This window comes from Mycobacteriales bacterium, assembly GCA_035533475.1.
Taxonomy (GTDB): domain Bacteria; phylum Actinomycetota; class Actinomycetes; order DATLTS01; family DATLTS01; genus DATLTS01.
The window spans coordinates 16,378-29,587 of record DATLTS010000025.1 but is presented as its reverse complement, the minus strand read 5'-3'; the positions used below and the strand labels follow the sequence as shown (position 1 = coordinate 29,587).

Genomic DNA, 13,210 nt, shown 5'->3' with positions numbered 1-13,210 from the left:
GCCCAGCTTCCCTCCCGCCGGCGCCCGGACGGCATGATGGGCGGGTGGGCGTGCAGCGGATCGATCACGTGCAGCTGGCGATGCCGGTCGGGGCGGAGGACCTGGCCGTCGCCTTCTACCAGGACCTCCTGGGCCTGCCCCGCCAACCGAAGCCGGCCGTGCTCGCCGGCCGTGGCGGCGCCTGGTTCGGGGGCAGCGACGTGAACATCCACCTGGGGGTGGAGGAGGACTTCCGGCCGGCTCGCAAGGCGCACCCGGCGCTCGTCGTCACCGATCTGGCCGGCCTGACGGCGGTCCTGGCCGCCGGGGGTCACCCGGTGAGCGCCGGCGAGCGGCTGGACGGGCGCGCGCGGGTCTACGTCGACGATCCGTTCGGGAACCGGATCGAGCTGATCGAGGCGGGCTGACCGGCCGGCCCAGCGGCGAGTGTGCAATTTCCGACGCAAATCCGGCCGATCCACGCTGGGGTCCCGTCGGAAATTGCACACTCGCGGTCCCGGGTGGTCCCGACGGGGCCGATTCGGGCTACCAGCCGCGGGCCCGCCATGCCGGGACCGAAGGTCGTTCGGCGCCGATCGTCGTGTCCGCCCCGTGCCCCGGGTAGACCCAGGTTTCGTCCGGGAGCCGGGCGAACACCTTGTCCTCGAGGTCGGTCATCAAGCTGGCGAAGGCGTCGGCGTCTCCGAAAGTGTTCCCCGGGCCCCCCGGGAACAGCGAGTCTCCGGTGATCAGGTGCGGCCGGTCGGGTCCGTTGTAGAGCAGCGCGATCGAGCCGGGGGTGTGGCCGGTGAGATGGATGACCTCCAGCTCGCAGCGGCCCACCGCGATCCGGTCACCATCGGTCACCAGCTCGTCGACCGCGCTCGGCAGCGCGTCGGCGTCGAGCGGGTGCGCGACGAGTCGAGCGCCGGTGGCCGCCGAGACGGCGGCCAGGGCCTGCCAGTGGTCGAAGTGTTGATGGGTGGTGACCACCCGGGTCAGCCCGCCGCTGCCGATCTCGGAGAGCAGCCGGTCCGGCTCGTTCGCCGCGTCGACGAGCACGAGATCGCCGGTCGATCGGCAGCGGAGCAGGTAGGCGTTGTTGTCCATCGGCCCGACCGCGATCTTGGTGATCGTGAGGTCGGGTAGTTCGCGGACGTCGGCGGGACCGCCGACCCGGACCGCGCCGGTGTACTCGCTGCTCATCCGACCTCCATGATCTGGAAGGACAGTGTCACTCACGCCGGTTAGTCTGCCTGGAAACCCGAAAACTGCGAGCTTGGGAGCGCCCGCCCCGTGGCCGATCGTCTCCTCATTCGCGGCGCCCGCGAACACAACCTGCGCGACGTCAACCTCGATTTGCCGCGCGACGCGCTGATCGTGTTCACCGGCCTGTCCGGGTCCGGCAAGTCGAGCCTCGCGTTCGACACGATCTTCGCCGAAGGTCAGCGACGATACGTCGAATCCCTCTCCGCCTATGCCCGGCAGTTCCTGGGCCAGATGGACAAGCCGGACGTGGACTTCATCGAGGGCCTGTCGCCAGCCGTGTCGATCGACCAGAAGTCGACGTCGCGCAATCCGCGCTCGACGGTCGGCACGATCACCGAGGTGTACGACTACCTCCGGCTCCTGTTCGCCCGGATCGGCCAGCCGCACTGTCCGGTGTGCGGCAAGCCGATCGCCCGGCAGACGCCGCAGCAGATCGTCGACCGGGTTCTCGAGATCCCGGAGGGCACCCGCTTCCAGGTCCTCGCGCCTGTGGTCCGCGGCCGCAAGGGGGAGTACGGGGAGCTGTTCCGGGATCTAGCGAGCAAGGGCTACAGCCGGGTCCGGGTGGACGGGACGGTGGCCCCGCTCAGCGAACCGCCGAAGCTCGTCAAGTACGAGAAGCACACGATCGAGGTGGTCGTCGATCGGCTGACCGCCAAGTCCGGTGCCCGGCGCCGGCTGACCGACTCGGTTGAGACCGCCCTCGGGCTCGGCGGCGGCTTGGTGATCTTCGACTTCGTCGACCGGTCGGCCGACGACCCGACTCGGGAGCGGACCTACTCCGAGCACCTGGCGTGCCTCGACGACGACTTGTCCTTCGAGGAGCTGGAGCCGCGCTCGTTCTCGTTCAACTCGCCGTACGGCGCCTGCCCGAGTTGCACCGGGCTCGGTACCCGGATGGAGGTGGATCCGGAGCTGGTGATCCCCGACCCGGCCCGGTCGCTGGCCCAGGGCGCGATCGCTCCTTGGGCCGGCGGCCACACGAGCGACTACTTCGGCCGACTCCTCGAGGCGCTGGCGACGACGCTGAACTTCGCCATGGACACCCCCTGGGAGAAGCTCCCGATCCGGGTTCGACGCGCTGTTTTGAACGGCCATCCCGGGCAGGTCCACGTCCGCTACCGGAACCGGTACGGGCGCGAGCGGTCGTATTACACGAGTTTCGAGGGCGTCCTCCCCTATCTCGAGCGCCGCCACAGCGAGGCGGAGAGCGAGAGTGGGCGAGAACGATTCGAGGGCTTCATGCGGCAAGTCCCGTGCCCGGACTGCCACGGCTCCCGGCTCAAGCCGGCCTCCCTCGCGGTCACCGTCGGCGGGGCCACGATCGCGGACATCGCCGCGAAGCCGATCTCGGAATGCGCGGCCTTCCTCGGCGGCCTGCGCCTCAGCCCGCGGGACCGGACGATCGCCGAACGGGTTTTGAAGGAGGTGAACGAGCGCCTGCGGTTCCTGCTCGACGTCGGGCTCGACTACCTCTCCCTGAACCGCCCGGCGGCTACCCTCGCCGGTGGTGAGGCGCAGCGGATCCGCCTCGCCACCCAGATCGGCTCCGGTCTGGTTGGCGTGCTCTACGTGCTCGACGAGCCGTCCATCGGTCTGCATCAGAGGGACAACCACCGGCTGATCGAGACGCTGGTCCGGCTCCGCGACCTGGGTAACACCCTGATCGTCGTCGAGCACGACGAGGACACGATCCGCACCGCCGATTGGATCGTCGACATCGGGCCGGGTGCCGGCGAGCACGGCGGCGAGATCGTCGTGTCCGGACCCCTCGATCAGCTACTGGCCAGTGAGCGTTCGTTGACCGGGGCCTACCTCACCGGCCGTCGATCGATCCCCGTGCCGGACATCCGACGCCGGATCGACCGGGGGCGGCAGCTCACCGTTCGGGGCGCCCGCGAGCACAACCTGCGCGACGTCACGGTTTCTTTCCCGCTCGGCTGTTTCGTGGCGGTCAGCGGGGTCTCGGGCTCGGGGAAGTCGACCTTGGTCAACGACATCCTCTATGCCTCCCTGGCGAATCGGCTGCACGGCGCCCGGGTCGTCCCCGGGCGGCACCGCGGGGTCGACGGTGTCGAGTTCATCGACAAGGTCGTGCACGTCGACCAGTCGGCGATCGGGCGGACCCCCCGGTCCAATCCGGCGACCTACACCGGCGTTTTCGATCACGTGCGCCGGTTGTTCGCCGAGACCACCGAGGCGAAGGTCCGCGGGTACCTGCCTGGACGGTTCTCCTTCAATGTCAAGGGGGGCCGCTGCGAGGCGTGCGCCGGCGACGGCACGATCAAGATCGAGATGAACTTCCTCCCGGACGTGTACGTCCCCTGCGAGGTCTGCCACGGCGCGCGGTACAACCGGGAGACGCTCGAGGTGCACTTCAAGGGCCGGACGATCTCCGACGTGCTGGACATGCCGATCGAGGAGGCAGGCGCATTCTTCGCGGCGATCCCGGCGATAGCCAGGCACCTGACGACCCTGGATGACGTCGGGCTCGGCTACGTGCGACTCGGTCAGCCGGCACCGACGCTCTCCGGCGGCGAGGCGCAGCGGGTGAAGCTGGCCTCGGAACTGCAGCGCCGGTCGACCGGGCGCACGGTCTACGTCCTCGACGAGCCAACCACCGGTCTGCACTTCGAGGACATCCGCAAGCTCCTCGGTGTGCTCGGCCGGCTGGTCGATTCCGGGAACACCGTCATAGTCATCGAGCACAACCTCGACGTGATCAAGACCGCGGATTGGGTTGTCGACCTCGGTCCGGAAGGCGGTTCCGGGGGCGGTCTGGTGATCGCCGAGGGGACACCGGAAGACATCGCCCGGATACCGGGCAGCCACACCGGGGAGTTCCTGCGTCGGGTCGTGGGTCGCCCCCCGCAGCTCAGCGCTGTAGCAGCCGCTCGATGAGCGCCTCGAGCAGCGCCTCGCTGGCCTCTTCGCCGGATGGCACGATCGCTTCGGTGGCTGCGAGGAAACCGCGAACCGTCGCCATCGGCAGCCGCACCGCGCAGGGTCGTCCGCCGGCCGAGCCGAGGTCGAGGCGGATCGTTCCCGCGGGGGACTCCGGGGTGATCCGCACATCGCCGTCGCCGGTCGGTTCCTCTAGGCCGTAGCGGAGAAAGTCCCGCAGGATCGCCCAGTCCCCCCAGTACAACACGGGGTGGTCGGGGATGCCGCGGAGGGTGAACTGGACCGCCATCGGCTCGTCGCGACGCCAACCGAGCCGGAGCACGATCGGTCGACTGTGACCGTGCTGATCGCCGTCCTCGACGACGATCTCGACACCTACGTCGTCGTGTCGTGTCATGGGTTCTCCGTCGAGATATCCACCGCGTCGCAAAGGGTCGCATATCGCCCCTGCAACCCGCCAAACCGGGAGGGGTCGGCGACTAGGGTTGAGCTCGTGGCAGATCCGGCGAGTTACCGACCGCCGGCCGGCTCGGTCCCCGACGGGCCGGGTGTCTACCGTTTTCGCGACGAGCACGGTCGGGTCCTTTACGTCGGCAAGGCGAAGAGCCTGCGCGCTCGGCTCGGGTCGTACTTCCAGGACATCCATCATCTGCACGTGCGGACCCAGGCGATGGTCCGCGCGGCGGCCGGGGTGGATTGGACCGTCGTCGCGACCGAGGTCGAGGCTCTCCAGCTCGAGTACAACTGGATCAAGGAGTACGACCCGCGATTCAACGTGCGGTACCGGGACGACAAGAGCTATCCCTCGCTCGCGGTCACCCTCGACGAGGAATTCCCACGACTGCAGGTCATGCGTGGCCCGCGACGCAAGGGTGTCCGGTACTTCGGTCCGTACGCGCATGCCTGGGCCATCCGGGAAACCCTGGACCTGCTTCTGCGCGTGTTCCCGGCCCGTACCTGTTCCGCCGGCGTGTTCCGCCGAGCCCACCAGGTGGGCCGACCCTGCCTGCTCGGCTACATCGACAAGTGCTCGGCGCCCTGCGTCGGGCGGGTCGGGGCCCCCGAACACCGGCGCATCGTCGAGGATTTCTGCGACTTCATGAGTGGCTCCACGACCACCTACCTGCGTCGGTTGGAACGGGAGATGGCCGCTGCCGCTGCGGCCCAGGAGTATGAGCGGGCCGCGCGGCTGCGTGATGACATCGGCGCCCTGCGCCGGGCGATGGAAAAACAAGCCGTCGTCCTGGGCGACGGCACGGACGCCGATGTCGTCGCTTTCGCGGAGGATCCGCTCGAGGCTGCGGTCCAGGTCTTCTATGTCCGCGGTGGCCGGGTCCGCGGGCAGCGCGGCTGGGTCGTCGACAAGGTGGAGGACATCGATCTGGGCGGTCTCGTCGAACAATTCCTCGGCCAGGCCTACCTCGACGAGGGCAACGAGGTGCCGCGGGAGATCCTGGTTCCGGTGTTGCCGCCGGATTTCGCAGCGGTCACCGGACTCCTCGAAGGAGCCCGGGGCGCCCGGGTTTCCTTGCGCGTGCCCCGGCGCGGGGACAAGCGCGCGCTGCTGGAGACCGTAGAGCGCAACGCCCGGGATTCCTTTGCCCGGCACAAATTGCGCCGCGCTAGCGACCTCACGGCCCGAAGCCGCGCGCTCCAGGAAGTGCAGGACGCGCTCGGACTACCCGCCGCGCCGCTGCGGATCGAGTGCTTCGACGTTTCCAACCTTCAGGCGAGCGACGTGGTTGCCAGCATGGTGGTGTTCGAGGACGGCCTGCCCCGCAAGTCGGAGTACCGCCGATTCGCGATCCGCGGGTTCGCTGGCGAGGGGGACGTCGCCGCTATCTACGAAGTCGTGGCTAGGCGCTTCCGCCGCTACCTCGAGGAGCAGGCCCGCACGGCAGCGGCCGGGGCCGAAATCCGACCGATCGACCCGGCAACCGGGCGGCCGCGGAAATTCGCCTATCCGCCGAACCTCGTCGTTGTCGACGGCGGCGCGCCGCAGGTGTCGGCCGGTGCTCGGGCGCTGCGCGATCTGCGGATCGACGACGTCGCCCTGGTCGGGTTGGCCAAGCGGCTCGAGGAAGTCTGGCTGCCCGCGGACCCCGATCCGGTGATCCTTCCGCGGACCAGCGAGGGTTTGTATCTGCTGCAACGGGTCCGGGACGAGGCGCACCGTTTCGCTATCACCTACCACCGGCAGAAGCGATCGCGGTCGATGACGGTCAGCGCGCTGGACACCGTGCCGGGGTTGGGTGAGACCCGGCGTGCCGCACTACTCCGGCGGTTCGGGTCGGTGAAGCGGCTTCGTGCGGCGACCGTCGAGGAGATCGCCGCCGTGCCCGGCGTGGGCCCGCGGACCGCGGCCGCGGTCCATGCCTCCCTGGCCGCGGAACCGGTGGCGGGCGCGGTCGATGCTGCGACGGGTGAGATCCTCGACCCGCCACCGGACCCGCTGCCGCTGGCGGCGGCTGTCTCGGTGCGAGACATCGACGGGGAGGTGCCGGTGTGACCGGCGTGGGCGGGCTCGAGATCGCCATCATCACCGGGTTGTCGGGTGCCGGGCGGAGCACTGCGGCGAAGTGTCTCGAAGACCTCGGCTGGTACGTCGTCGACAACCTGCCGCCCTCGCTGCTCGCGACGCTCGCCGACCTCGGAAGCCGCTCTCAGGGTGCGGTGTCGCGCATCGCGGCGGTGGTCGACGTGCGCAGCCGGGCCTTCTCCTCGGATCTGCGGACGGCTCTCGAAGACCTGGACCGCCGCGGCCTGGCCCCTCGCGTGGTCTTTCTCGAGGCCACCGACGAAGCGCTGGTCCGGCGTTTCGAGAACGTCCGGCGGCCACATCCCTTGCAAGAAGATGGGCGGCTGGTCGACGGGATCGAAGCGGAGCGGGCGTTGCTCCGAGATTTGCGCGGCGAGTCGGACCTCGTCATCGACACCAGCGTGCTCAACGTGCACGAGCTTCGGGCAAAGGTCGACGCGGCGTTCAGCGGCGACGCCGAGGAGCGGTTGCGGGCTACCGTCGTGTCGTTCGGCTACAAGTACGGCCTGCCGGCCGACGCCGACCTCGTCGTCGACTGCCGGTTCCTCCCGAACCCGAACTGGGTCGAGGCTCTCCAGCCATTCAACGGGCTCGACCCGCGCGTTGCCGAGTACGTCTTCGCCCAGCCGGGCGCCCGCGAGTTCGCCGCGGGCTACGGCGAGCTGTTGCGGGTGGTCACGGACGGATACCGTCGTGAGGGGAAGCGCTACCTCACCCTCGCCGTGGGCTGCACCGGCGGAAAACATCGCAGCGTAGCCATGGCGGAGGTGCTCGCCGGCGACCTGGCTGGCCAGGATGTCGATGTCCAGGTGGTCCATCGCGACCTGGGACGCGAATGAGTGCCGGCCCGCGGGTGGTTGCCTGCGGCGGCGGGCACGGCCTGGCCGCGTCGCTCGCCGCCCTGCGGTCGCTCACCGACCGGCTCACCGCCGTGGTCACCGTCGCCGACGATGGCGGCTCGAGTGGACGGCTGCGGGCTGAGCTCGGTGCGCTGCCGCCCGGGGACCTGCGGATGGCGTTGGCCGCGTTGGCCGCGGACGATGCGTGGGGGCGCACCTGGACCGACCTGGTCCAGCACCGATTCACCGGCATCGGCCCGCTGGCCGGTCACCCGATCGGAAACTTGCTGCTCACCGGGCTGGCTGACGTGGTCGGGGGTCCGGTACCAGCGCTCGACCTGCTCGGTCGGCTCCTGGGGATCCGCGGCCGGGTCCTGCCGTTGGCCACCGAGCCGCTCGACATCGTCGCGGACGTCACCGGCCTCGACCCCAATAACCGGCTGACGCATACCGAGGTCCGCGGTCAGGTAGCGGTCGCCACGACGACCGGCCGGGTAGTCGACGTCCGGCTCGAGCCGGACGACGCGGTCGCGTGCCCGGCGGCTGTGGAGGCCGTGCTCGACGCGGACTGGTTGATCCTCGGTCCCGGCTCGTGGTTCACGAGCGTCATTCCCCATCTGCTCGTGCCGGGCCTGGCGAAGGCGATCGAGTCAACCGCCGGCCGCCGGTTGCTTGCACTCAACCTGGTCCCACAGCCGGGGGAGACTGAGGGCTTCTCGGCGGAGACCCATCTGGAGGTGTTGGCGGCGCACGCCCCCCAGCTCCGCTTCGATGTCGTGCTTGCCGACCCGACGAGCATCGATCCGGCGGGAACGCCGGCGCTGGCCGAGTGCGCAGCCGGCTTCGGTGCCGAACTGGTTGTCCGGCCGCTTGCTGGTGGCGACGGCAGTCCACGGCACGATCCCACTCGGCTGGCGGCCGCTTTCGACGAGATATTTACGCGGTACCGAGGAGAGCGACCATGGCAATGACGGCGGCGGTCAAGGACGAGCTCTCGCGACTCTCGGTCACCAAGCCGTGCTGCCGCAAGGCGGAGATGTCTGCCCTGCTGCGGTTCGCCGGAGGCCTGCATCTGGTCAGCGGGCGCCTCGTCGTCGAAGCCGAGCTCGATACCGGCGCAGTGGCCCGCAGGTTGCGTCGGGACATCGGCGAGGTCTTCGGACACCCGACCGACATCGCCGTCATGGCGGCTGGGGGGCTGCGTCGGGGCACCCGCTACCTCGTCCGGGTGGCCAGGGACGGCGACAGCCTGGCCCGCCAGACCGGTCTGATCGACCAGCGCGGCCGACCGGTTCGTGGTCTGCCGCCCCAGGTGGTTTCCGGTGGGGTGTGTGATGCGGCAGCCGCCTGGCGCGGGGCCTTCCTGGCCCACGGTTCGCTCACCGAGCCCGGCCGATCTTCATCCCTCGAGATCACGTGTCCCGGGCCGGAGTCCGCCCTGGCGCTCGTCGGGGCGGCCCGCCGCCTGGGCGTGTCGGCGAAGGCGAGGGAGGTCCGCGGCGTCGATCGCGTCGTCGTGCGCGACGGCGATGCGATCGGGGTGCTGCTCACCAAGCTCGGAGCCCACGGCAGCGTGCTCGCGTGGGAGGAACGCCGGATGCGCCGCGAGGTCCGCGCGACGGCGAACCGGCTCGCCAATTTCGACGACGCCAACCTCCGCCGCTCCGCCCGGGCGGCGGTGGCCGCGGGCGCGCGGGTCCAGCGGGCGCTGGAGATCCTCGGTCCGGATGCTCCAGAGCACCTGCTTGCATCGGGCCGGCTCCGACTCGATCACGCCCAGGCGAGCCTGGAGGAACTGGGGTCGCTGGCCGACCCCCAGCTGACCAAGGACGCCATCGCCGGCCGGATCCGCCGGTTGCTTGCGCTCGCCGACCGCCGTGCCGAGGATCTCGGCATCCCGGGTACCGAGGCGAACCTGACCCCGGAGATGCTCGCGCCCTGACCGGCGGTAAGGTCCGCGCCGGGGACCGATCGATGAGGGAGGCTCACGTGGCGACCCGAGTCGGCGTCAACGGGTTCGGCCGGATCGGTCGGAACTTCTGGCGGGCGGTTACCGCGACCGGGTCGAGCGACCTCGAGATCGTCGCCGTCAACGACCTGACCGACCCGGCGACCCTCGCCTACCTGCTCAAGTACGACTCGGTGCTCGGCACCCTCCCTCGAGATGTTCGGTCCACCGCTGACGGAATCGCGGTGGGTGACACGACGATCCGCGTGCTCTCCGTGCGCGATCCGGCCGCGCTGCCCTGGCGGGACCTGGGGGTCGACGTGGTGATCGAGTCGACCGGCCGCTTCACCCGGGCGTCTGATGCGGGGGCACACCTGCGGGCCGGGGCGAAGAAGGTCATCATCAGCGCTCCGGCGAGCGACGAGGACCTCACCGTCGTCATGGGGGTCAACGACCAGGAATACGACCCGGACCGGCACGCCATCCTGTCCAACGCCTCCTGCACGACGAACTGCGTCGCCTCGTTGGCCAAGGTTCTGCTCGACAGCTTCGGGATCGTCAGGGGCTTCATGACGACGATCCATGCCTACACGAACGACCAGGTCATCCTCGACTTCCCGCACAAGGATCTGCGCCGGGCCCGGGCCGCGGCGATCAACATAATCCCGACGTCGACCGGCGCGGCGAAGGCGACCAGCCTCGTCCTGCCCGCCCTGGCCGGTCGCCTCGACGGCATCGCGATGCGGGTTCCCGTTCCCGACGGCTCGGTCACCGACCTGGTCGTCGAGTTGGGATGCGACGTTACGACGGAGGCGGTCAACGACGCCTACCGGGCAGCTGCCGACGGCCAGCTCAAGGGCTACCTCGTTTACACCGACGACCCGATCGTCTCGAGCGACATCGTCGGCAGCCCGGCCTCGTGCACGTTCGACTCGTTGCTCACGATGACCAACGGCCGACAGGTGAAGGTCGTCGGCTGGTACGACAACGAGTGGGGCTACGCGAGCCGGCTCGCCGACCTGACCGCGCTCGTCGGCTCGCGCCTCCGCTAGTGGGCGGTCGCCTTCCGTCCGTGCAGAGTTTGGGTGACGTCGCGGGTCGTCGGGTTTTCGTCCGGGCCGACCTCAACGTGCCGCTCGACGGCACTCGGATCACCGACGACGGTCGGATCCGCGCCAGCGTCGCCACGATCCGTGAGCTCACCGGCCGAGGCGCGCGGGTGGTGGTAGGCGCGCATCTTGGCCGGCCGAAAGGGCAGCGTGTCCCGGAACTCACGCTCCGGCCCGCGGCCGAACGGCTCGGCGAGCTACTCGCGGCGCCGGTGGCCTTCACCGAGGACGTGGCCGGCGACGATGCCGCCGAGACGGTCCGCTCACTCGATGACGGCGGCGTCGCGTTGCTCGAGAACCTGCGCTTCGAGTCGGCCGAGACCAGCCCGTCCGACGCGGAGCGGGCGGCGTTCGCCGACCGGCTGGCCGGCCTGACCGACTGCTACGTCGATGACGCGTTCGGCGCAATACATCGCAAACACGCCAGCGTCTACGACCTGCCGGCCCGGCTGCCGCATGCGGCCGGCGAGCTCGTCCTGCGCGAACTGGCCGTGCTTCGCCGGCTCACCGAGGCACCGGAGCGACCGTACGTCGTCATCCTCGGCGGTGCCAAGGTCTCCGACAAGCTCGGGGTGATTGCCCGTCTGCTGGAGCGGGTGGACCGGCTGCTCATTGGCGGCGGCATGTGCTACACGTTTCTCGCCGCGCAGGGCCACGAAGTGGGGGACTCGCTGCTCGAGGCCGACCAGCTGGATGCCTGCCGCGGGTTCCTCGAGCTGGCAGCCTCCCGCGGGATCGAGTTGCGGCTGCCCTCCGACATCGTCGCGGCAGCCCACGTCGAGCCCGATGCGGCGTGCTCGGTAGTCGATGCCGAGCGGATCCCGCCCGGGTTCACCGGCCTCGACATCGGGCCGGCCACGGTTGCACAATTCGCCGCCGCGCTGACCGACGCCCGGACCGTGTTCTGGAACGGCCCGATGGGTGTCTTCGAGCTCGACGCATTCGCGAACGGCACGAAGGGGGTGGCCGCGGCGGTGGCCGAGGTCTCCGCCGTCCGGGGCGGCTTCACCGTCATCGGCGGCGGCGACTCCGCGGCCGCGGTGCGCGCGCTCGGCCTCGATGACGCGTCGTTCGGCCACATCTCCACCGGGGGAGGCGCCAGCCTCGAGTACCTCGAGGGCCGGGACCTGCCCGGCCTGCTCGCATTGGCGGTGCCGTGACCCGCAAACCGTTGATCGCCGGCAATTGGAAGATGAACCTCAACCACCTGGAGGCGATCGCGCATCTGGAGCGACTCGCCTACACCCTCCGGGACGAGGACTTTGCCCGGGTGGACGTCACCGTGCTGCCGCCGTTCACCGACTTGCGGAGCGTGCAGACAGTCGTGGACGGGGAGCGACTGCTGCTCAGCTACGGCGCCCAGGATCTTTCCGCCCACCCGGCCGGGGCCCACACCGGTGACGTCAGTGGCGCGATGCTGGCTCGGCTCGGCTGCTCCTACGTCATCGTCGGGCATTCGGAGCGTCGCCTGCACCACGCTGAGAGCGACGACGATGTCGCGGCCAAGCTGCGGGCCGCCCACCGGGTGGAGCTGACGCCGATCCTCTGCGTCGGCGAGCCGCTAGAGGTGCGCCGGGAGGGCCGGCAGGTCGAGCACTGCCTTGACCAACTTTCGGCCGCGTTGGCCGGGCTGACCGCCGAGGCGGTCGGCCGGGTGGTATTGGCATACGAGCCGATCTGGGCGATCGGAACCGGCGAGGTCGCCACCCCCGACGATGCACAGCAGGTGTGCGCGGCGCTGCGCGGACGGTTGGCCGAGCTGGCCGGGTCGTCGGCCGATCTGGTGCGGATCCTCTACGGCGGTTCGGTGAAGGCGGACAACATCGACGACATGATGGCCGGCCGAGACGTTGACGGGGCGCTGGTCGGAGGCGCCAGCCTCGACGTGGACGAGTTCGTCCGGATCGTCCGGTTCCAGCCGTGAGCGCTACGACGACACGGTGAGCGGTGCGGTCGCGATCGGTCGGCCGGTCGCCGCGGCTCCACTGCCGGTGACCTGGAACAGGGTCACCGTGTAGCTCCCGGCGGGCACGGTGAGCACGAACGTGCCCTGGACCGAGCAGCCGTTCAGGCCCTGGAGTGCGCCCAGCGCCTCCGCGGTGTCGCTCGGTTGCCCGGGTGCGGGCTCCGCCGTCAGCACGTCGGCACCGGCCGGGTGCAGGGTCCTGCCGATCGCGAGCTCTACCTGGTCGGACGCGGGTCCGGTGCCCGACCAGGCGAGGATCTGCCGGGTCCGCGCGGTCGAACTGGAGAGCTTGATCGCCGGATGGTGGCAGTCGAGGGCGATCGGCGGCGGCTTCGGCAGCCGGGTGTGGTGCAGCACGCCGGCGAGCACCGCAAGGACGAGCACGGCCAGCGCGAGCTTCCACTGCGCCGACCGGTTCGGTCGGCCGCTGGCGTCGAGCAGCGGCGGCGGCCGGAACAGCCCGGTCGCGCGGCGACCGGGACGGCCGAAGATCGGCGCCCAGCTTCGCCAGCCACGCTCCGCCGGGGGTGGCCCGCTCGTCATCGACGCCACTGCCCTTCGTTCCCGCCGACGCTCGCCGGCGGTTCACGGACATCATCTCCGGTCGGGTCCGTCGGCCCCGTGCAACGCCTAGATCACCGCTTGGTCACGATTAGA

11 protein-coding genes and 1 pseudogene are annotated in these 13,210 nt (G+C 70.2%); 9 read left to right on the top strand and 3 right to left on the bottom strand.

What is annotated here, in order from left to right:
* Nucleotides 1-44 precede the first annotated feature (44 nt).
* Nucleotides 45-407 carry a VOC family protein gene (locus VNG13_05060; protein HVA59890.1) on the top strand — a complete coding sequence of 121 codons (363 nt, stop codon included), beginning with the start codon at nt 45-47 and terminating at the stop codon, nt 405-407.
* A 118-nt stretch (nt 408-525) separates the two neighbouring features.
* On the opposite strand, the gene VNG13_05055 is transcribed toward VNG13_05060, so the two are convergent.
* Nucleotides 526-1,185, bottom strand: coding sequence for an MBL fold metallo-hydrolase (locus VNG13_05055; GenBank protein ID HVA59889.1), 660 nt, complete (start codon nt 1,183-1,185; stop codon nt 526-528).
* Between the two features lie 90 nt (nt 1,186-1,275).
* On the opposite strand from VNG13_05055, the gene uvrA reads away from it, so the two are divergent.
* Nucleotides 1,276-4,149 carry an excinuclease ABC subunit UvrA gene (gene uvrA / locus VNG13_05050; protein ID HVA59888.1) on the top strand — a complete coding sequence of 958 codons (2,874 nt, stop codon included), beginning with the start codon at nt 1,276-1,278 and terminating at the stop codon, nt 4,147-4,149.
* Here uvrA and VNG13_05045 read toward each other — a convergent pair.
* Complete coding sequence (locus VNG13_05045; protein HVA59887.1) at nt 4,124-4,549, bottom strand: SsgA family sporulation/cell division regulator; 426 nt, start codon at nt 4,547-4,549, stop codon at nt 4,124-4,126. The genes uvrA and VNG13_05045 overlap by 26 nt on opposite strands.
* Before the next feature lie 96 nt (nt 4,550-4,645).
* Here VNG13_05045 and uvrC point away from each other — a divergent pair.
* The 7 genes and pseudogenes from uvrC (at nt 4,646) to tpiA (ending at nt 12,511) form a co-directional block, all read left to right on the top strand.
* Nucleotides 4,646-6,535 (top strand): annotated as a pseudogene (uvrC, locus tag VNG13_05040) (excinuclease ABC subunit UvrC).
* 122 nt (nt 6,536-6,657) lie between these two features.
* On the top strand, nt 6,658-7,530 hold the full coding sequence (gene rapZ / locus VNG13_05035) for an RNase adapter RapZ (GenBank protein ID HVA59886.1): 873 nt from the start codon (nt 6,658-6,660) through the stop codon (nt 7,528-7,530).
* Nucleotides 7,527-8,501 carry a uridine diphosphate-N-acetylglucosamine-binding protein YvcK gene (gene yvcK / locus VNG13_05030; GenBank protein ID HVA59885.1) on the top strand — a complete coding sequence of 325 codons (975 nt, stop codon included), beginning with the start codon at nt 7,527-7,529 and terminating at the stop codon, nt 8,499-8,501. The genes rapZ and yvcK overlap by 4 nt, the downstream gene beginning before the upstream one ends.
* Nucleotides 8,492-9,472 (top strand): DNA-binding protein WhiA, encoded by a 981-nt coding sequence (gene whiA / locus VNG13_05025; GenBank protein HVA59884.1) that lies wholly within the window; start codon nt 8,492-8,494, stop codon nt 9,470-9,472. The genes yvcK and whiA overlap by 10 nt, the downstream gene beginning before the upstream one ends.
* Nucleotides 9,473-9,519: 47 nt before the next feature.
* The gene (gap, locus tag VNG13_05020; protein ID HVA59883.1) at nt 9,520-10,530 is read left to right on the top strand and encodes a type I glyceraldehyde-3-phosphate dehydrogenase; all 1,011 of its coding nucleotides are present in this window, start codon (nt 9,520-9,522) and stop codon (nt 10,528-10,530) included.
* On the top strand, nt 10,530-11,747 hold the full coding sequence (locus VNG13_05015) for a phosphoglycerate kinase (GenBank protein HVA59882.1): 1,218 nt from the start codon (nt 10,530-10,532) through the stop codon (nt 11,745-11,747). Before gap ends, VNG13_05015 begins: the two co-directional genes overlap by 1 nt.
* The gene (tpiA, locus tag VNG13_05010) at nt 11,744-12,511 is read left to right on the top strand and encodes a triose-phosphate isomerase (protein ID HVA59881.1); all 768 of its coding nucleotides are present in this window, start codon (nt 11,744-11,746) and stop codon (nt 12,509-12,511) included. Before VNG13_05015 ends, tpiA begins: the two co-directional genes overlap by 4 nt.
* Before the next feature lie 3 nt (nt 12,512-12,514).
* Here tpiA and VNG13_05005 read toward each other — a convergent pair whose 3' ends face one another.
* The gene (locus VNG13_05005; protein ID HVA59880.1) at nt 12,515-13,096 is read right to left on the bottom strand and encodes a hypothetical protein; all 582 of its coding nucleotides are present in this window, start codon (nt 13,094-13,096) and stop codon (nt 12,515-12,517) included.
* Nucleotides 13,097-13,210: the final 114 nt, after the last annotated feature.

What these genes read in the sequence shown, in the direction of transcription:
- VNG13_05055 (HVA59889.1), bottom strand. Translation starts at nt 1,185, where the DNA reads ATGAGCAGCGAGTACACCGGCGCGGTCCGGGTCGGCGGTCCCGCCGAC.
- VNG13_05045 (HVA59887.1), bottom strand. Translation starts at nt 4,549, where the DNA reads ATGACACGACACGACGACGTAGGTGTCGAGATCGTCGTCGAGGACGGC.
- yvcK (HVA59885.1), top strand. Translation starts at nt 7,527, where the DNA reads ATGAGTGCCGGCCCGCGGGTGGTTGCCTGCGGCGGCGGGCACGGCCTG.
- whiA (HVA59884.1), top strand. Translation starts at nt 8,492, where the DNA reads ATGGCAATGACGGCGGCGGTCAAGGACGAGCTCTCGCGACTCTCGGTC.
- VNG13_05005 (HVA59880.1), bottom strand. Translation starts at nt 13,096, where the DNA reads ATGACGAGCGGGCCACCCCCGGCGGAGCGTGGCTGGCGAAGCTGGGCG.